General features: G+C 47.9%; 17 protein-coding genes. 11 read left to right on the top strand and 6 right to left on the bottom strand.

What is annotated here, in order from left to right:
• The first annotated feature begins 117 nt into the window (after positions 1-117).
• Positions 118-1,077 carry an MlaD family protein gene (locus tag ACOJTG_RS19040; protein WP_094808149.1) on the top strand — a complete coding sequence of 320 codons (960 nt, stop codon included), beginning with the start codon at positions 118-120 and terminating at the stop codon, positions 1,075-1,077.
• A gap of 109 nt (positions 1,078-1,186) precedes the next feature.
• Here the strand turns inward: ACOJTG_RS19040 and rdgB are convergent, their stop codons facing one another.
• Genes rdgB through ACOJTG_RS19025 form a run of 3 tightly spaced genes read right to left on the bottom strand, consistent with a single transcriptional unit; the run spans position 1,187 to position 4,623 of the window.
• Positions 1,187-1,756, bottom strand: a complete 570-nt coding sequence (rdgB, locus tag ACOJTG_RS19035; protein ID WP_420155273.1) for an RdgB/HAM1 family non-canonical purine NTP pyrophosphatase — start codon at positions 1,754-1,756, stop codon at positions 1,187-1,189.
• A gap of 5 nt (positions 1,757-1,761) precedes the next feature.
• Positions 1,762-2,463 carry a L,D-transpeptidase family protein gene (locus ACOJTG_RS19030; RefSeq protein ID WP_420155272.1) on the bottom strand — a complete coding sequence of 234 codons (702 nt, stop codon included), beginning with the start codon at positions 2,461-2,463 and terminating at the stop codon, positions 1,762-1,764.
• Between the two features lie 48 nt (positions 2,464-2,511).
• Positions 2,512-4,623 carry a thioredoxin family protein gene (locus ACOJTG_RS19025; protein ID WP_420155271.1) on the bottom strand — a complete coding sequence of 704 codons (2,112 nt, stop codon included), beginning with the start codon at positions 4,621-4,623 and terminating at the stop codon, positions 2,512-2,514.
• Between the two features lie 285 nt (positions 4,624-4,908).
• On the opposite strand from ACOJTG_RS19025, the gene ACOJTG_RS19020 reads away from it, so the two are divergent.
• The 3 genes from ACOJTG_RS19020 to ACOJTG_RS19010 all read left to right on the top strand — a co-directional run bounded on the left by ACOJTG_RS19020 (position 4,909) and on the right by ACOJTG_RS19010 (position 8,208).
• The gene (locus ACOJTG_RS19020) at positions 4,909-5,682 is read left to right on the top strand and encodes a TerC family protein (protein ID WP_420155270.1); all 774 of its coding nucleotides are present in this window, start codon (positions 4,909-4,911) and stop codon (positions 5,680-5,682) included.
• A 180-nt stretch (positions 5,683-5,862) separates the two neighbouring features.
• Positions 5,863-7,335 carry an amino acid permease gene (locus ACOJTG_RS19015; protein WP_420155269.1) on the top strand — a complete coding sequence of 491 codons (1,473 nt, stop codon included), beginning with the start codon at positions 5,863-5,865 and terminating at the stop codon, positions 7,333-7,335.
• A 249-nt stretch (positions 7,336-7,584) separates the two neighbouring features.
• Positions 7,585-8,208 (top strand): thioredoxin family protein, encoded by a 624-nt coding sequence (locus ACOJTG_RS19010; protein WP_420155268.1) that lies wholly within the window; start codon positions 7,585-7,587, stop codon positions 8,206-8,208.
• Between the two features lie 78 nt (positions 8,209-8,286).
• Here ACOJTG_RS19010 and ACOJTG_RS19005 read toward each other — a convergent pair whose 3' ends face one another.
• Entirely contained in the window at positions 8,287-9,000 is a 714-nt protein-coding gene (locus ACOJTG_RS19005; protein ID WP_420155267.1) for an outer membrane beta-barrel protein, read from the bottom strand.
• Between the two features lie 104 nt (positions 9,001-9,104).
• Between ACOJTG_RS19005 and ACOJTG_RS19000 the strand changes: the two genes are divergently transcribed.
• Both ACOJTG_RS19000 and ACOJTG_RS18995 read left to right on the top strand, forming a co-directional pair.
• A complete protein-coding gene (locus ACOJTG_RS19000; protein WP_420155266.1) occupies positions 9,105-9,764 on the top strand; it encodes a 5-formyltetrahydrofolate cyclo-ligase in 660 nt (219 codons plus the stop codon).
• A 306-nt stretch (positions 9,765-10,070) separates the two neighbouring features.
• Positions 10,071-11,063: an aspartate-semialdehyde dehydrogenase gene (locus ACOJTG_RS18995; protein ID WP_420155265.1), complete on the top strand. Its 993-nt coding sequence runs from the start codon at positions 10,071-10,073 to the stop codon at positions 11,061-11,063.
• Positions 11,064-11,142: 79 nt separating this feature from the next.
• Here the strand turns inward: ACOJTG_RS18995 and ACOJTG_RS18990 are convergent, their stop codons facing one another.
• Positions 11,143-12,063, bottom strand: a complete 921-nt coding sequence (locus tag ACOJTG_RS18990) for a hypothetical protein (RefSeq protein WP_420155264.1) — start codon at positions 12,061-12,063, stop codon at positions 11,143-11,145.
• 209 nt (positions 12,064-12,272) lie between these two features.
• Here ACOJTG_RS18990 and uvrB point away from each other — a divergent pair, with 209 nt between their 5' ends.
• Positions 12,273-14,288: an excinuclease ABC subunit UvrB gene (gene uvrB / locus ACOJTG_RS18985; RefSeq protein WP_420155263.1), complete on the top strand. Its 2,016-nt coding sequence runs from the start codon at positions 12,273-12,275 to the stop codon at positions 14,286-14,288.
• A gap of 74 nt (positions 14,289-14,362) precedes the next feature.
• On the opposite strand, the gene ACOJTG_RS18980 is transcribed toward uvrB, so the two are convergent.
• Positions 14,363-14,779 (bottom strand): winged helix-turn-helix transcriptional regulator, encoded by a 417-nt coding sequence (locus ACOJTG_RS18980; protein ID WP_420155262.1) that lies wholly within the window; start codon positions 14,777-14,779, stop codon positions 14,363-14,365.
• A 100-nt stretch (positions 14,780-14,879) separates the two neighbouring features.
• Here ACOJTG_RS18980 and ACOJTG_RS18975 point away from each other — a divergent pair, with 100 nt between their 5' ends.
• From ACOJTG_RS18975 to ACOJTG_RS18960, 4 genes are all read left to right on the top strand, one after another.
• Positions 14,880-15,524, top strand: coding sequence for an NAD(P)-dependent oxidoreductase (locus tag ACOJTG_RS18975; RefSeq protein WP_420155261.1), 645 nt, complete (start codon positions 14,880-14,882; stop codon positions 15,522-15,524).
• Positions 15,525-16,249: 725 nt separating this feature from the next.
• Positions 16,250-16,849 (top strand): RNA polymerase sigma factor, encoded by a 600-nt coding sequence (locus ACOJTG_RS18970; RefSeq protein WP_104715864.1) that lies wholly within the window; start codon positions 16,250-16,252, stop codon positions 16,847-16,849.
• Positions 16,846-18,411, top strand: a complete 1,566-nt coding sequence (locus tag ACOJTG_RS18965) for a hypothetical protein (RefSeq protein WP_420155260.1) — start codon at positions 16,846-16,848, stop codon at positions 18,409-18,411. The genes ACOJTG_RS18970 and ACOJTG_RS18965 overlap by 4 nt, the downstream gene beginning before the upstream one ends.
• A 107-nt stretch (positions 18,412-18,518) precedes the next feature.
• Positions 18,519-19,676, top strand: coding sequence for a glycoside hydrolase family 172 protein (locus ACOJTG_RS18960; RefSeq protein WP_420155259.1), 1,158 nt, complete (start codon positions 18,519-18,521; stop codon positions 19,674-19,676).
• Positions 19,677-19,833 lie beyond the last annotated feature (157 nt).

Genomic DNA, 19,833 nt, shown 5'->3' with positions numbered 1-19,833 from the left:
TCTGCAATTTCCCGCTTATCGGCTACTTTTGGGAGTTTTCTGTCGGAATAGTCAGCCTTACAGCGTTCGAACCTTCAACAACGCCTGACTATTGTTTACTGAACATTGAAAAAAGCCATGTCTAAAGAAATTAAGGTTGGATTGATGACCCTCGTCTCGGGCGTCATTTTATATTTCGGATTTAACTTTCTAAAGGGTTCCGATTTGTTTTCTTCTTCCCGCGATTTTTACGCTCTCTATGACAGTGTAGACGGTCTGACGGCCTCTAATCAAGTGATGTTGAACGGCGTGGCCGTAGGGCGAGTAAAGGAAACCCGCATTCTTACCGATCGAAATAATAAGATTCTGGTGGTACTGACTCTGGATCAGGAAATTCCGCTGACGAACAATACCGTAGCCGCCTTGGGCGATAATGGATTGATCGGTGGAAAAGTCATTCAGCTCCAAATCGGCAAGGGTACGGCCATTGTACCCGGCGATACCCTGAAGTCCTCCAAGCAAGCAGGTCTAACGGCGGCGTTACAGGACAAGGCTCTGCCGATTATGACGGATGCGGATTCGCTGATTCGTAACCTGAACGTAGTCGTTTCCCGCTTTAAACAGACGGGCGATGTACTGAATCAACTGCTTTCCAATGTGGATCAAACGGGTTTAGCATTACGGGCAACACTCAACGAGAACCGGAAAAATCTTTCTTCCATCACGGGGAATTTGAATCGACTTTCCGCTCAGCTGGTTGAAACGGAGAAAAGTATTCAGCCGATTATGGCTAAAGCCAATACGTTTGCCGATTCACTTAATGCATTACGCTTGGGTCAGACCGTAGCCAAGGCCAACCAGACGGTAGCCGAATTGCAGGCGATGTTACAAAGCTTGCAAAATGGTCAGGGTACGGCAGGAAAACTGTTGAAGGACGATCAGCTGTATACCAACATGAACCAGTCCATCAAAGATCTGGATAAACTGCTGGTAGACTTACGTCAGCAACCCAAACGGTACGTACACTTCTCCGTTTTTGGAGGGGGTAAAAAGAAGAATAAAGCCGCGGGCGATACGCTGGGCAATGGAGAAAAGTAGGCAGAGCAATAGGGCTTATCCCTTTCATTCGTATTAAAAAAGGCGGCAAGAATATATTCTTGCCGCCTTTTTTAATGAGCTAACCTAAGATTATGACCACTGGAAATCTCTACTGATTCAAAAACTCCACCATCTTCGCAACCGCCCGGGTCCGGTGATTGATGGCATTTTTCTCGGCGACACTCATTTGGGCGAAACTGCGATCATAGCCTTCGGGTACGAAAATAGGATCGTAACCGAACCCCTGCTCACCCTGCGGAGCTTCCAGAATGGTTCCTTCCACGATTCCCTCAAACTGATACATTTCTCCCTGAATGAGGAGTGTAATCACCGTACGGAAACGAGCCGAGCGATCGGTAACGCCCTGTAGTTGCGTCAACACTTTCTGCATATTGGCCTGAGCATCCCGCGAACCCGAGTAAAAAGCCGAGTCAACGCCGGGTTCGCCTTGAAGAGCCGTAATCTCCAGTCCCGTATCATCGCCGAAGCAATCAACCTGGTAATAATCGGCCAGATACTTGGTTTTTTGCAGCGAATTAGCCTCCAGCGTACGACCGGTTTCGGGTAATTCCTCGGTACAGCCAATGTCAGCCAGGGTTAAGAGCTGAATGGAGGGAGAGAGAAAAGCCTGTATTTCTTCGAGCTTATGACGGTTGTTGGTAGCAACTACTAATTTCATTTCAGTCATTCGGGTAAAGCATATAAACGTTTTAAGCGGTCGTAGTCCGGCTCCGGCATCTGAATCAATAACGGTTTTTTTACCGGGTCAAGCCAGCGTAAAATTGACAGCATATCCGTCTCAGTCATGGCCGTACAGCCCGACGTACCGTGCGTAGGATTTTCCCAAAGGTGCATAAAAATACAGGAACCTGCACCCGCTTGCGGTGAATCGGTATTGTAAGCAAGCACCAGACCGTACTTGTAATCGGGGATAAACAGGCGTTCCGCCGAAGCCCAGTCTTTCTGTACGGAATCGGTATGAACGAGCTGGTTATAGTATCGGGAACGGGCATCGTCCACGCAGAAACAGGAGCGATTGGTTTGCACATACGGCCAGCGTATAGTAGCGGGTTTAGGTGGCGTACCAAAGGCCGTACCCAGTCGGAAGATACCCGCCGGAGCTTTGCCATCGCCTTCCTGTTTATACGGGGGCGAAGCCAGCGGGTGTTTACGATCCCAGGCTAGTCCATTTTTTCCTACGACGATAGCCTGAGGGGGTCGTGCTTGCTTCCATTGCTGCTGAATCTGATTCCATTCGTAAGTACGCAATGTTCCGGTTACGCTGGTCAAGGTAGGCATCGTTACAACGAGCAATTGCTGCGTATCTAGCGTTTGGGCCTGTACGGTGATGCTCCAGATCAGGAATAGAAAGACGAGTTTTCGCATGCAATACACAAGAAAAAGGCCATTCGCTAATGACGAATGGCCCGTATATTATTTCTGAAATTTCGCTTTCCCTTCATCCAGGTACTTCACAAACGTTTCCACATTGGGTTCGTAGGCGACAGCTTTTACGAGGGGCTGTGCATCATTGTTCGGATCAATCAGTACGTACAGGGGCTGAGCGTTGAAATTGTACTTGGCAATCTCAAAGTCCAGGTTCTGGTCGCCAATGGTCGTTTTCTGTTTGCCATCTACTTTCGACGTGTAGTGCTCATTTTCGGGTAGTTCCGTTTTGTCATCCACGTAGAGCGAAACGATGATGTAATCTTCCCGAAGTCGTTTCAGTACTTCCGGCTGACTCCAGACGGTTTCTTCCATCTTCCGGCAGTTCACGCAGCCGTGACCCGTAAAGTCAATGAAGATGGGTTTGCCCACCTGCTTGGCGTAGGCGAGGCCCTCCTCATAATCGAAAAAGCCTTCCAGTCCGTGGGGTAATTTGAAGAAGCCCACGTATTTGCGGTTAGCCGGAAGCGTACCCGCCGAAGCCGGTGTACTGCTGGTCGGCGTATTATGGTGCAGGTTAAACTCCTGGGAAGTTTCGGGAGGCAACAGACCCGAAAGTGGTTTCAGCGGAGCCCCGAACAAGCCGGGTACCAGATAGACCGCAAACGAGAAAATAACAATCGCAAACAACACCCGGGGAATCGAAACCCGATCTACTGGGCTATCGTGCGACATCAGTACTTTACCAATCAGGTTCAATCCCATCAGCGTGAAGATGACAATCCAGAGCGAAAGGTATACTTCCCGGTTCAACAGGCCCCAGTGGTAGGTCTGATCGGGTACACTCAGGAATTTCAGGGCAATCGCTAATTCCAGGAAACCTAATTGCACTTTCAGCGTGTTCAGCCAGCCGCCGGATTTAGGCATGGTTTTCAGGAAGCTGGGGATAAACGCAGCGACCACGAAGGGGAGAGCGAAGGCCGTACCGAAGCTGATATTCAGCAAGGCCGAATCCCATACACTACCGCTGGCCGCCAGAATGGCCGCCGTACCTACGATTGGAGCGGTACACGAGAACGAAACCAGAGCCTGAGCAAAGGCCATAAAGAAAATACCGCCCCAGCCACCTTTATCGGCCTGAGCGTCTACTTTATTCACAAAGGCACTGGGCAAGGTCAGTTCAAACGCTCCCAAGAACGAAAGCGAGAACAGAACGAAAATGGTAAAGATGAATACGTTGGGTAACCAGTGCGTACTGATGAAGTTAGTAAAACCACTTCCAAACAGAGCGGAAATCAGGGTACCAAAGAAGGCAAAAATGAGAATGATCGAGAGACCGTAGAAAAGGGCTTTGGTAATTCCTTCCGCCCGCGAATCCACGCGTTTGGTAAACATGGCTACCGTCATCGGAATCATGGGGTATACGCAGGGCATGGCTACTGCCGCGAGTCCGGCTAAAAAGGCCAGTACTAAATCGCCAAACGAAACGCCTTTGGCGGGTTTGTCAGCGGCGGGTTCGCTAGTGGAGGCAACGGCCGGAGCGGCACTTTCAACCGTAGTGGTATTCGTATCCGTTGCTACAGCCGTGGTAGCGGGGGCAACCGTCGTCGTATCCTGAGCCGAAGCCGTCGTCGTCGATGGCGTAGTAGCTGGGGCCGTTTCGGTCGGTACGGCTGTGTTAGCGGCGGCAATTACCTTGAGTTTGCTTAGATTAAAGTCACCATCATTGATAGGAATACATAAACCATCGTCCTGGCAAACCTGTCCACCAATGTTACCTTCGAGTTTGGCTCCTTCCTTTAAAATCTTGACACTCTGGCGAAAGGTAGCTTTGCCTTCAAAAAAACGGACTTTCCCATCGAAAATCTCGTCCATTTTTTCCTTGGGTTTGCTCGTGGTCCGAAGTTTACCCACGGCTTCGTAGGCGTCATTTTTCTTGAGCTTGAGTATCGTGGGTAGGGGACCCACGTCCGGATCCTGATCGGGCGAGAAGATGTGCCAGCCCTCATTCACGTCGGCTTCGACGAGAATATCGACGGTTTCACCCACTTTCACTTCATTTTTCGACAGGGAAAATTTCAGACTATAGGGCTTGACAACCTGAGCCTGAGCGGCCACGGCCGTCCATATCCAAAGACTGAGAACTACTAATTTTTTCATGAAGAAGCTTAAAAGCGTATAACGTTACGAATACGAAGGAATAGAGTGGCTATGCTCCGGGGGCTCTTCTGCATTCGTATCGAATCCGATGGTACCTGAATGATTCGGCAACGCAAAATAAGTCAGTATAGTTTAGTTTTAGGTATGCTCTAATCACGCATATGACGCAATTGGTAGCAAATAATTGCCGGTGGATCGCTTAAGAAAGAAGCTTTTCGGGCTTGATGCCGTAAATTTGCCTTGCGTAAGGGGCAACTCTCGCAATTTTCTCTTACAAAAACCATAATGGATTTTCTACACCAGTTATTCGGCAATGATCTGGAAGCGGCCGGGTTTGTGATTTTAAATTTGATCCTGATTGAAAGTTTACTCTCCGTAGACAATGCTGCTGTACTCGCCACGATGGTCATGGATCTTTCGCCGGATCAGCGAAAGAAAGCCCTCAAGTACGGAATCATTGGTGCCTATATCTTCCGGGGAATTTGTTTAGTTGCTGCTACCTGGCTGGTGAAAGTATGGTGGCTTAAACCCATTGGCGGGCTGTATTTGCTGTATTTGTGCTTCAATTATTTTCTGAGTCGCGATAAGCCTCACGAAGAAGAACACATTGAAAAGAAGGATTCCTGGTTTTATCGCAATACTATTGGTTTACTGGGTAAATTCTGGGCAACGGTAGCGTTGGTAGAGGTAATGGACCTGGCTTTTTCAATCGACAACGTCTTTGCGGCGGTGGCCTTTACCGACAATATCTACCTGATTTGTACGGGCGTTTTCATCGGAATTCTGGCGATGCGGTTTGTGGCTCAGTCATTCGTGCGACTCATGGAGCGTTTTCCGTTTCTGGAAGGTATTGCCTTTCTCGTCATCGGATTATTGGGTATGAAACTGATGTCTTCGGCGGCTTGTCACTTTTTCAAGGAAACGGCCATTTGTCACTTCATGGAAAGCGAAGAAGCCGATCTATACGTATCCATTGCTACGGTCGTTTTATTCGTAATTCCTATTTTAACGTCCTGGTTATTTAATTTTCCCAAACGACACACGGTAGCGGATGAGTAATATACTGTCCGTCTGATTTTCGTGACTTCAACCCTAATCATACGCAAGAAAGCATTCCTCAAAAATTACGTATCGTTTGCGGCTAAGCTCTGTTTTTTTGCATATTTGACGAATAATATTTGTCGCTTCATTCACAAACCTAAACATCATTCTAAAATTTACTCCTAACGGAACATTTGTATGGCTAACATTTGGGTAAAGAAACCCCTGAAACAACTGATGAACGAGGCCGAAGCCTCAGGCGAAGGTTCGCTCAAGCGGACGCTCTCGGCTGGAAACCTCGTAGCGTTGGGGATTGGTGCAATTATTGGAGCTGGACTTTTCGTACGTACGGCAGCAGCAGCGGCCGAAAGTGCAGGTCCATCGGTTACGATTTCATTTATTTTAGCCGCCGTAGGCTGTGCTCTGGCCGGTTTATGTTACGCTGAATTTGCTTCCATGATTCCCATTGCGGGATCTGCCTATACGTATTCATACGCAACGATGGGTGAATTTGTGGCCTGGACGATTGGCTGGGATTTAGTACTTGAATACGCACTAGGAGCCGCTACGGTTTCCATCGCCTGGTCGGAATACCTCAATAAGCTCTTAGCGACTTTATTTGGGACCGAAATACCCTACCAGTGGTGCCATTCTCCGTTTCAGGTATCGGAATTGGGTACGCAAGGGATTATGAATATTCCCGCCGTATTCATTCTGTTCTGTCTGACCTTGCTGCTCATTCGCGGCGTACAGGAATCGGCTACCGTTAATGCCGTTATCGTCGTATTAAAAGTGGCGATTGTCATTCTGTTCATCGCTTTAGGCTGGCAGTACATCAACCCAGCTAACCACATGCCTTACATTCCTGAAGCAACTAAGGTAGTAGACGGTGCGGGTGTGTCCCATGACTTTGGCGGTTTCTGGGGAATTGTTGGCGGGGCTGGTACCGTGTTCTTCGCTTTCATTGGTTTTGATGCCGTATCAACCGCCGCTCAAGAAGCAAAAAATCCGAGTCGGGATATGCCCATCGGGATTCTGGTTTCCCTGGTAGTTTGTACAATCCTGTATATTCTATTCGGTCACGTATTGACGGGCGTAGCTCACTACAGCGAATTCCGGACGGCTGGTAAAGAAGCTTCCGTGGTATATGCCATTCAGAAATACATGCACGATTATCAGTGGTTGGGTACGATGATTACGGTAGCCATTCTGGCTGGTTTCTCTTCCGTAATTCTGGTGATGTTGCTGGGTCAGTCACGGGTATTCTACTCGATGGCTAACGATGGTCTGGTACCTAAAGTATTCAGCCAACTGCACCCGAAATTCCGTACGCCCTACCGCTCAAACCTGCTTTTCTTCGTATTCGTAGGCATCTTCGCGGCGTTCGTACCGGGTGACGTGGTAGGCGATATGACCAGTATCGGTACGTTGTTTGCCTTCGTTCTGGTATCGATTGGCGTGGTTATCATGCGTAAAACAGATCCAGACATTGAGCGTCCCTTTAGAACGCCTTTCTCTCCGGTCGTTCCGATTCTAGGGGCTTTGACCTGTTTACTAATGATCTACGGCTTAGGTCACGAAAACTGGATGCGTCTGATTGTCTGGATGGGTATTGGTTTGGTCATCTACTTCGGATACAGCGTTCGTCGCAGTAAATTGCAACGCAAATAAGCAGGACTGAAACAGCAAATCGGACCGTTTCATCCGAACAAAAAATAAATAGGAGCGACGCAGATCATTCTGCGTCGCTCTTTTGTTATACGGTTGAAAATCAAGTCTTCAAACCCGTTACACAAATAAATTCTGTTCACTATTCGTTATTCATCCGTACAAACACAATCTTGTACAACAAAACATCCGCCACTGTTTGCTTCGGCATCCTATTTTATGTATCTGACCACTATGAATATTATGTTACGTATGAAATCAATTGGGCTGATTTGGGTTCTCGTCTGGGCCTGGAACTTTGCAGGAGCAGCCGATAAACCCCTGGAACAGCGGGGTTATAATATTGGGGAAGCCGTCGGCGACTTTCAACTACGAAATGTCAATGGAAACACGGTACGCCTTTCAGATTTGAAAACAAATAAGGGCGTAATCGTCGTCTTTACAACGAACCATTGCCCCTTTGCCAAAGCCTACGAAGAGCGAATCATTGCTCTGGATATGAAGTATCGCTCGCAGGGATTTCCTGTCGTGGCCATCAATCCCAATGATCCGGCGGCGTACGAAGAAGATTCCTTTGAAAACATGAAAGCCCGGGCTTCAACCAAGGGCTATACCTTTCCGTACCTGCTTGATGATACGCAGAAAACGGCCAAAGCCTTCGGAGCTACCCGTACGCCCCAGGTGTTTGTACTGCAGCGACAAGGCGATAAATTCACCGTTCAGTACATCGGTACCATCGACGATAGTTCACAAGACCCCAGCAGTGTAACCCGGCGGTACGTGGAAGATGCGGTTAATAATCTATTACAGGGAAAGCCCGTGATGCTAAACGTAACCAGACCCGTAGGCTGTGCCATTCAGTGGAAGGAAGCATAGAACAAGTGAATAGACCCATATAAAAGGCTCGCGATGATTGTCGCGAGCCTTTTATATGGGGGAAGGAAATTAGAAATCTTATAGGCGAATACCAAAGTTTACCGCACTCACCTGAGGACCTTTGCCCGCTTCAAACACTTTATTTAAATCATATTCGGCGAATACGGTACCTACGCAACGGAAGCCAACGCTCATCCCTACGCCGTAACGGAAGTTATTCACATAGTAGCGACCATGATCGCGGTCTTTGCTGCCCGACTGCGTTTTGGTTTTCGTATAGCTATCGAGTCGCATACCCGCGTAGCCGCCTAAGCTAATATGGCTCACGGCTCCTTTGCGGAAAACGACCGTAGGCATAACGGGAATGTTCAGATACGCTACGGTAAGTTTGCTTTTAGCCAGGGGTACGTCAGAATCCATGAAAGCCACTTGTCCACCCGTAGTACTAATCACCCGGTTTCCTTCGAGCATAAAGTTATTCCAGCTTACTTCCAGACCCGTCTTCAACGCCAGGGCGGTCTTTTGTCCACTGACAATCCGGAAGCGGTGCATGGCACCCAGCGAAACGAAGCGGCTACCTAAGGGACGAAGTTCGTAACCATTGGTCGTCTGGGCATTCTTTCCGGCGAAGGTATTGAACCCCAGTGAAATTTCTAAGTCGCTCTTGTGAGCAGGAATCCAGGGTTTGATCGTTGTCGTGACGGGTAAAGTGTCCGTACTGATTTGAGCAAAGGCGGATAATGCCGCGGTGGATAAAGCGATAGTAGCGAAGGCAATCAATGAACGTTTCATGGCTATACGAGAATTAAGAGGTTCGTCAGTTGTTGGAATAGAATTCGTATTTTCGAATTCAAAAAACAGATGAACGCCGCAAGGAGAAGGTGACGAAAACCCGTATGAAAGGAATTTTTTACGGAGGAAGGGTGAAAACAGCGGATGAATTTGAAAAGGTAGCGATGACGAAAGCAGAAATACGACGGGAGTTCCGGCAACGCCGACAGAAACTGAGCGAAGCCGATGTACTTATCCACACCCGAGCATTGTCTCAGCAACTTATTCAATCTGATTTACTGAACGATAGTAAGACCGTACACGCCTTCTTACCCATTCGTCGACAGAAAGAAGTGGACAACTATATAGTTATCCACAATTTGCGTGAAAGTTATCCACATATCCACATTGCTATTTCCCGATCGGATGCTCAGGCCCGTGAGATGGAACACTATCGGTACACAGATCAGACCGAAATCCTTGAAAATGAGTGGGGTATCCCAGAACCCGTACCGCAATCAGGCTTACAGATAGCTCCTGAACAACTGGATGCCGTGTTAGTACCACTCTTGGCTTTTGATCGACGGGGGTATCGGGTAGGGTATGGGATGGGTTTTTACGATCGTTTTCTGGCTCAGTGCCGACCGGATGTACTGAAAATTGGCCTCTCTTTCTTTGAGCCAGTAGAAAGCATTAGCGATGTGGATAACTTTGATATTCCACTCACGGCTTCCGTTACGCCAAAGGGTATTTGGAGGTTTGAGGGAAGTAAAGAACTTTTATAAGTCGAGACTGGCCAAAAGAAAAATAAAAAAATAGGGCTTGTGTTTTTTCAGTACGCTAGAAAGCGCTTACTTTGCGGCCAATTCGACAATTCGTCACAGTGAACACTAAGAAAATTAAATAGAACATTCGGAGTGAGCGGGGCCTCGACCCTCGTTTGCCAGAATTGTTTTGTCGGTTTTCTCTCCTTCACGGTGACGAATTTTTTTATGCCCATACCTCAACGCTGGCATAGAAATGGTTGTTGAGGATGAGCGGATTATAGACTCATATTTTATTTTTCACCCTAATTTCTTTTTTACAAAACAATGAAAGTCGCTGTTGTTGGAGCCACCGGTCTTGTAGGTGGTGAGATGCTGAAAGTACTGGAAGAACGTAACTTCCCCATCACCGAACTCATTCCGGTCGCTTCCGAGCGGTCTGTTGGTAAAAAGGTGACCTTCAAGGGACAGGAATATAGCGTAGTAAGTTTTGAGGACGCCATCGCTGCCAAACCTGCGATTGCTATTTTCTCGGCGGGTGGTAGTACGTCACTGGAACTGGCTCCCAAGTTTGCTGAAGCTGGTATTTTCGTCATTGACAACTCCTCAGCCTGGCGGATGGACCCTACCAAGAAACTGGTAGTACCCGAAATCAACGCTCACACGCTGACGAAAGAAGATAAAATCATTGCCAACCCCAACTGCTCAACGATTCAGATGGTGGTGGTATTGAACCCCCTGCACCAGCAATACAAAATCAAACGGGTAGTCGTTTCGACGTACCAGTCGGTAACGGGTACGGGTAAAGCCGCGGTAGATCAGTTGTTTGCCGAGCGTAAAGGCGATGACAGTGTGAAAAAAGTATATCCGCACCCCATCGACCTGAACGTACTGCCGCACATCGACGTATTCCTGGATAACGGTTATACGAAAGAGGAGATGAAGATGGTGAATGAAACCAAGAAAATCATGGGAGATGATGCCATCGCAGTAACGGCTACAACGGTACGTATTCCCACGATTGGCGGTCACTCGGAAGCCGTAAACATCGAGTTCGAAAACGATTTCGATCTGGAAGAAGTACGGGCTATCCTGGAAAAAGCTCCCGGCGTAGTCGTACAGGACGATCCGAAGAATCAGGTATACCCCATGCCGCTGACCGCTCACGGCAAAGACGATACCTTCGTAGGTCGTATCCGTCGGGACGAGTCACAAGCCAATACGCTCAACCTGTGGATCGTAGCTGACAACCTACGGAAAGGTGCTGCAACGAACGCCGTTCAAATTGCTGAGTATCTGAATACGAATGAATTAGTATAATCAGATTTCAAACGTTAAAAGCGTTTAATAGCAATAGCCCAGGGTAAAACCCTGGGAAACCCTACCAAAGAAGGCGAGCTTATTCATATAGGTTCGCTTTCTTTTTTTGCTTGTAGCCGAAACGTTGATGGTAGGAAAGGTGGGTATTGGGTTTGGAATTAAAATACCCGAGGGTTACAGAAACGGTATGCTGATAATACTGATACGCAGCAACCAACTGACTAATGGTAAACCAGCGGGAGGTGCCATAGGGTGCAGAGGAGGTTCCGATACTGTACTTCATACTAAACGAACGATCTTTCCCTGGATCGGAGTTAAACACCATTTCTGTAGTAGCCGCAATGGTAAAAAGAGCAGGTTGGCGGGCAACAATCCAACGATCATACCCTGTACTATGGCCTGAATATACTCTGCCTAAGCCGTTGTTAACCGTCTTTTTCGGGATGCGTTGACGGATGCTCGTTAATTCTCCGTACTCACGACTATAAGCCATGTCAACGCCTAAAAACCGCCAATTTGTATTTCGCCCCAAAATGGCATTTAACTGAGCACTACCGCGAAAGCCAAATCCATAAAATCCATAGTTACCCTGATAAATACTTGGTAACGGCTTATTCATAACATTACCTAAGGAATCTTTGGGGTATTCACTGAAAGAGTCACCGCCGATATAATATTGTCCCAAATATCCGAAAGCTCCATAGGAAACGGTCGCTGCATTCCAGCTATGAGCCCTACTAACCTGCAAAAGTCCCAGCCAATGACGATCTTGTGACTGTCCATTCATAAATCCTTCGTGATATCCCTTTCCCCAAAGTGCTACGCCGCCCAGATACGTTGCCGTGTTCACACCGCTGTCCCGGGAGGCCAGTGGCTTGGGTTGATAAATTAGATCATGGGCATGGAGTCCAGCTCCTAATCGGTGATTGTAGATCGCCTGGCAGCTAGACAGGCAGGCAATAAAACAACAAAAAAGAACGATTCGATAGAGGTAAGACATAAAAGGCGTAGGGTAGGTTATAAAAAGAGTCGTAACTACACGAAAGACCCTAAAAATTTCAAAACCGTTGGAATGGAAAGCATTTTTTAGACGTTACTGTCTGGATGGCCCCAACCTTCGGTTTCTGGTCATTTTTTAGTAGTTTCACTGATTCGAAACGGACCCACGTCCCTTCGGTTCATTCGCTTAACAAAGCCGCTCCGAACGCCATGAATTTTGAATTAACCTCTGAATACCAGCCTACGGGCGACCAGCCCAAAGCCATTCAGCAACTCCTTGAAGGCATCCATCGGGATGAACCGGCTCAGGTACTTCTCGGGGTTACGGGATCGGGAAAGACCTTTACGGTAGCCAATGTGATCAAGGAGATTAACCGGCCTACCTTAATTCTCAGTCACAATAAAACGCTGGCGGCCCAGCTGTATGGGGAGTTTAAACAATTCTTCCCGAACAACTCCGTCGAGTACTTCATTAGTTATTACGACTACTACCAGCCCGAAGCCTACATCGCTACGACCAATACGTACATCGAAAAAGATCTGGCAATTAACCAGGAAATCGATAAGCTACGGCTTTCGGCAACCTCGGCTCTGATGTCCGGACGGCGGGATGTAATCGTAGTGGCTTCCGTATCCTGTATTTATGGGATGGGGAACCCCGAAGAGTTTCGTAGAAGCATCATGCGGGTGGGCGTCGGTGAAATCTATTCCCGGAATCAGTTTCTGTACCGACTGGTAGAAATTCTGTACTCACGAACGGAGGCCGAATTTACCCGGGGCACCTTCCGCGTAAAAGGAGATACGGTAGATGTACACCTGCCGTACGCGGAATTTGGGTACCGCTTTGTGTTCTTTGGGGATGAAATTGAAGCCATTCACCGGATTAATCCGCAAACCGGAAAGAAAATCGGGGAAGAGAACCGGGTTTCTATTTTCCCCGCCAACCTGTTCGTAACCGGAAAAGACACGCTGGCCCGGGCCATGCACGAAATCCAGGACGATATGGTCGAGCAAATTAAATTCTTCGAGAAAGAATTTCGCTTGCAGGAAGCCGACCGAATCAAGCAACGCACGGAGTTCGACATGGAAATGATGCGGGAACTGGGTTACTGTTCAGGAATTGAGAACTACTCCCGGTATTTTGACCGCCGTTTGCCCGGCCAGCGACCGTTCTGTTTGCTGGATTTCTTCCCGGAAGATTACTTGATGGTGATTGACGAAAGTCACGTAACCGTACCGCAGATTCGGGCGATGTGGGGTGGTGACCGCTCCCGCAAAGAGGCTCTGGTGGATTACGGATTCCGTCTGCCGAGTGCTCTGGACAACCGACCGCTGACTTTCCAAGAGTTTGAAGGCATGGCCCCTCAAACGATTTACGTATCCGCAACGCCCGCTGATTATGAGTTGAGACGGAGTGAAGGGGTGGTCGTCGAGCAGATCATTCGTCCGACGGGATTATTGGATCCTGAAATTGAAGTACGGCCCAGTATCAATCAGATTGACGATTTGCTGGATGAAATCCACGACCGGATCCGCCGCGAAGAACGCGTACTGGTTACGACGCTTACCAAGCGGATGGCTGAAGAACTTTCCAAGTATCTGGATCGGGTTGGGGTAAGGTGCCGGTATATTCACTCGGAAGTTAAAACCCTCGAGCGGGTAGAAATTCTTCGCGAGCTACGCTTGGGAATCTTCGACGTATTAGTCGGCGTAAACTTACTTCGGGAAGGTCTGGATTTACCGGAAGTATCGCTGGTAGCCATTATGGATGCCGACAAGGAAGGCTTCTTACGGGACATTCGTTCGTTGATCCAGACCATTGGCCGGGCCGCCCGGAATGACCGCGGTAAGGTGCTCATGTACGCCGATCGTATTACGGGTTCCATGGAAAAAGCCATCAATGAAACCTCGCGACGCCGGGCCCTGCAAATGGAGTATAATGCCGATCACGGGATTACACCCCGTACGGTTCGTAAGTCAAAAGAGTCAATTATGGAGCAAACCAGTGTCGCTGACGTGATGGGTAAGCCAACCAAGAAATACTACGTAGAACCGCAGGAACTCTCGCTGGCTGCTGACCCGGTCATGGCGTACATGGACAAAGATGCCATTAACGAACGCATCAAGCAGGTACAAAAAGAAATGGAGCAGGCCGCCAAGGAGCTGGACTTCCTCAACGCTGCCAAACTGCGGGATGAAATGATGACTTTGAAGAAGATGTTGTAAGTATATACAGTGGATAAAAGATGAAACGGCTTGGAAGTCCTAAGATTTCCGAGCCGTTGTTTTTACATCAACCACTAATTCGTTGAGTACCGACTGCGGGCCTTCACAATTTCTGCCTTATACATATTAGCCCATTCGGCTAGATCAATCATGCGTTGGAGTAAGCTCTCGCCCAAAGCCGTAAGCTGATATTCCACCCGGGGCGGAACTTCGGCGTAGATATGTCGCTGAACCAGTCCATCTTCCTCCAGACTTCGCAGCGTAACTGTCAACATTCGCTGCGAAATGTCACCAATCTGAGCTTTCAATTCATTGAAACGGAGCTTACCCGAATTGCCTAAGTGTAGGATGGTTAGGTAAGACCACTTGTCTCCAATGCGATCCAAAATACCGCGAACGGGGCATACACCCAAGTCATCGGTCTTGCTGAAAATTTTTTCTATCTTTTCCTGAACAGGAGTTGCCTGACTATCAACAATAGTTACTACCATGTGCCTTGGTTATCTGAAAATGCCTTCTTGTCGGAATTAAAACCTTGATTTACTTTTGAGTTATTAAAAGTAACTAAGGAAACAAAAATAACTAATTACTATGAAAATTGCACTGATTGGAGCAAGCGGTTTTGTCGGAACAGCCGTATTGTCGGAAGCATTGAACCGAGGACACCAAGTAACGGCGATTACTCGGAACCTCGAAAAAATTACGAATACTTCGGATGATCTTATCCTCAAGACGGGGGATGTAATGGATTCAGCGGAAGTACAGGAACTCGTAGCCGGAACAGACGCCGTAGTAAGTGCCTTTAACGCGGGCTGGACAAACCCTAATCTCTACGATGACTTCCTGAAAGGATCACAGGCCATTCTCGACGGTACAAAAGCTGCTGGTGTACCCCGTTTACTCGTAGTGGGTGGAGCTGGGAGTTTATACGCCGCTCCGGGCCTTCAATTGGTAGACACGCCTCAGTTTCCAGCTGACTGGAAAGCTGGAGCGACCGCTTCCCGCGATTTTCTGAATGTCATTAAGAAAGAAGAAGCCTTGGACTGGACTTTCCTGAGTCCGGCTATTCAGCTGGTTCCCGGAGAACGGACGGGCCAGTATCGCACCGAACTGGATACACCCGTTGCGGATGAAAAAGGAGAGAGCCGCATTACGGTAGCTGATTTAGCCGTAGCGATTGTGGATGAACTTGAAAATCAACAGTTTTCCCAACAACGCTTTACCGTAGGGTATTAGTAGTTAATACCAATAAAGGCTTAATTCTATCCAAAAAAACTGTAAATGTTACTATCCATCGAAGTTCTAAAAATTAGTCGTGGTTAACGTTCAACTTTGTATCAACAATAAGGCGGAGGTGGCGACCTGAAGCTTTATTGTTGATACAAATTCAGTAACGTGACACCAAGGCGGTGGAGTCACATTAACTATACAGACCCCTCGATCCTTCTGGGAACGAGGGGCTTTTCTTTGTATAAGCTATTGATTTTTAGAATACTAGATAGGCCATAAAAATGCTTATACTGATAACTAAGGCTTCAAGTATCCATGCTCCCAGCGAATATTGACGTTGAGGGGTATCAAATTCTATCAAAGATTTATGCTCAGACTTAGGCGATTGTGGAGAGAAAATTTCCATACAGGTGTGCGTTTGGTTGAAAATTAGCGGTCCTGATGACTACTCAAAAGCCAGCGTTTTACTAATCAGGTCTGTACCGTAAGTTTTGGGGTGGGTATGATTCCACTATATACCTAGTACGCCGAAGGCCTATGCCGCGTTGCGGCCAGGAAAAAGGATTACGTTATTTTAAGCATACCTTAAGCGTAGCTTATTGAAAATCAGTAAAATTTGTAGCGGAGAAAGAGGCCGGGTTATTTTTTAGCAGAATTTTATTGGTTGGCTGCAACGGCCAGACAATCCTTCGCGTATAGATTCATTGAGGAACCTTAATTTTTAACTGATTTTGTTTTTCCGGAAAAAATCATCCTTCACTGATGATGACCTCGAAGGGGTTATTCAGGCCTGTTTGTTAGAAGACAAGCGGGCTCAGCGGGTGCTTTTCCAACAGTATTTCAGTTATGCCAAAAGCATTTGTTTACGATACTCCTCGAGCGTAGAAGAAGCGGAGGAAATTTTAAACGAAGGGTTTTTTAAGGTTTTCAAAAACCTGCATCATTACGATCTGCAATTGCCTTTTAAAGCCTGGTTACGGACTATTATGGTCAATTCGGCCATTAGCTATTTCCGAAAACATCAGAAATTCCATAGCGAAATTGGCTTTGAATCTTTTCCAGAACCAGCTCTGGACGATGACGTGGTCGAACAGATCGCGGCGGAGGAAATTTTAGAACTGGTTCAACAGCTCCGACCCATTTATCGCTCTATTTTCCTCATGCACGTGGTGGATGGGTACCAGCTTCGTGAAATCGCGGATCAACTGAATTTAAAGGAAGGGACCGTACGCTCGCATTTTGCCCGGGCTCGCGTGATCCTTCAGCAACTGGTTATTGAATCGTATCCCCACGTCGCTCAGCGAAACTGGGGAAATACATCTTTACAATGAAAACGGATCGTTTCAACGAAGCCATCCGACGAAAGTTGGAGGGAATCGAACCGCCATTCCAAGAACAGGAATGGAAGAAGTTTCAGACGTTTACCAAACAACAGATGCCCGCCTCGTGGTGGGTCCGGAGCGGAGCTAAGTGGATTGGCTACGGAGCTTCTGGTTTAGTAGCTACGCTGCTCATTGTGACCAATCTCATTCAGTATCAGGAAAATAAAAAGCTTACCCAAACGGTAGCCGAATTAAGAAAAGAAGTTCAGCAAACCAAAGAAATGCAGCGGTCAGAATCGGCGGCTGTTCAGACCCCAGCCTATGATGCATCTGTACCTGCTGTCAAGACACCGGCAAATCCAGCCGTTTCTGATTACTCTGAAAATGAGGTAGAACCCAACAGTACCAAGAAAGCGAATAAGGCTACGATAACTCATTCCCAAACCCGACCGGCTTCTGGATCGCAGGAAAAAGAAACGATCAGTTTAGATCCCACTTCGTTCGAAGAAAACCAGCAGCGTGAAGCGGTTGCCACTGACGTTCGTACTACGGAGTCGATTCGTACCGCTTCTGATAAAATCATCCGTCCTAATCACCAGACAGAAGGTGCTCGTGCGGATGTTACGTCATCGGGTATCGATCGTCCGTCCTTGGTTCGTACACCCAACTCGTCTGGGAAAACCAAACGCACCTCAATTCGGCAAACATTCCCAGGTGAGTACGGAAATGAATTAACGGGTATTGAGAAAAAAGGATCAAGGGAATCCTTTGAAACAATAGCCGAAAATCGTCAAGGTTTGGTGGAAGCTGCCCGACTGCGGCCCCGGCTAACCTTTGACGTTACCTTACCTGCCCTGCATTCGCCTGTAGTAACGAGGAAAAATTACAAATGGACGAATTACGTACCGACCACGGAGAAAACCGAAAAGGTAGCGAAAGCACCCAAACTACGCCTTCCCCAGGAAACTACGGTAGCTCTGCGAGCCGGAGCGGGCGTGGACCTAGAAAGGAACTTTCTTGGGAAATCACTGGCCGCGGGCGTAATCGTTGGCAAACACTGGGGCCTTTCATTAGGCTTAAGCTGGGGAACGGTAGAAGGACCACGATACCGGGATGAAGTCGAATGGGATCACAAGAAAAATCAGCCTCCCCGAAATTTCAGAAAAGAGCATAAGATCATCCTGCCGCCGCAGCTATTTAAAATCAAAAACATTCAAACGCAGGCTTCGGTCGTACGCATGCCTATTGAACTGAATTACCGGGTTCCGCTGAAACAGGATTGGACTTTACTGGCAATGGCCGGCAGTACGCTGGATCTGAAAGTGACGCAACAACTGCAATTCGATGTAGTCAAAAATGAATTTCCTTTTGCGAAAAGTCAGATCGATTTCAAGCCCAAAGAGCCCGTACTGAATAATCTTAATGTTGGCGTAGGCATTGAAAAACGCTGGAATCATCTGGTCGTACAGACGGAAGCGTATCTGGCTCCATCCCTGGAAAATTGTTCCTATCGAAAGGAACAAACACCCGCAGGCTTACGAATTCGAGCCCTGTACCAGTTCGGACCATAAAGGAAAGGACTGCCGTAATTACGGCAGGCCTTTTTGCTGCTTACGGTGATTCATCATTGCGAGTAAGGGGAGGATTCACGACCTTTCGCCTATAACCTCTTCTTACTATGAAAAAGTATTGGCTTGTACTAATGGTCTCCCTGACCTGTACTCTAACGCAGGCTCAAACAAAACCCTGGAATGGTCTGGACGTTGGGTTATCTAATCTGTATCGCCTTTCCAACGCTCAAACCCGATCCATCAGTCCCGAAAACTTTACGGGTGAACGCGGCAAAGGTGCCATGGCGGATACCTCCGACCGACGGCCCAATCAGGCCAATGCCCGTCGTGAAGCCCGTGATCTGGGCCGGGGCTGGAAAGTCAATCCCTTTGTCATCATTCCATCAAAGCAGGTGTTCACCCTGGCCGAAATTACGGGTTCGGGCCAAATCCAACACATTTGGATGACACCTACGGGTAACTGGCGATTTAGTATCCTTCGCTTGTATTGGGACGACGAAACGACGCCCTCCGTGGAAGTACCCGTGGGTGATTTCTTCGGCATGGGTTGGGGCGAGTATGCTCCGCTGAATTCATTGGCCGTTACGGTTAATCCGGGTAGTGCCTTCAACTGTTACTGGCCCATGCCTTTTCGAAAGAAATGCCGGATTACGATGGAAAATCTCGACGAGCGTGAGATGCGACTCTACTATCAGGTCGATTATACCTTGACAGATGTACCCGACGATGCGGCGTATTTCCACGCTCAGTTCCGCCGGGCGAATGGGCATCCAACGGAGCAGGTCATTACACTCGTCGATGGTATCAGGGGAAAAGGACAGTACGTAGGCACGTATCTGGCCTGGGGCGTGCGTAATACGGGCTGGTGGGGTGAAGGAGAAATCAAGTTCTACATGGACGGAGACCAAGCGTTTCCCACCATTGCCGGTACGGGTACGGAGGATTATTTCTGTGGAAGTTACAACTTCGACCGGGCGGGGAAATACGTCGAGTTCTCAACGGCGTACGCGGGTCTTCCGCAGGTAATTCGCCCCGATGGGACCTATAAATCCCAGCAACGGTTTGGGTTGTATCGCTGGCATCTAACGGACCCTATTCGTTTCGAGAAAGACCTGAAAGTAACGATTCAGGATCTGGGCTGGCGGAGTGAGGGTCGGTATCTCCAGCAAAATTCCGATGTGGCAAGCACCATTTTCTGGTACCAGACCGAACCACATGCGGCATTTCCCCGACTGCCTAATAAGAACGCTTTGGAGATCAACTAAGAGGCGTAGTACAGATTTTTAAAGGCTAGATTCATTCATCATACAGCTGCCTATGAGAACGGTTATTGGAGGAATGTTTATCCTGGTCGTCATGATTTTTTATCCCGATAAAGGAAAGTTTCGTGAACAGAAAATTGCCGCAGAACGCTATGAGTCG

The organism is Siphonobacter sp., assembly GCF_048595215.1.
Classification (GTDB): domain Bacteria; phylum Bacteroidota; class Bacteroidia; order Cytophagales; family Spirosomataceae; genus Siphonobacter.
Note: the sequence above shows the minus strand (reverse complement) of the source record. Positions and strands in the feature narration are given on the sequence as shown.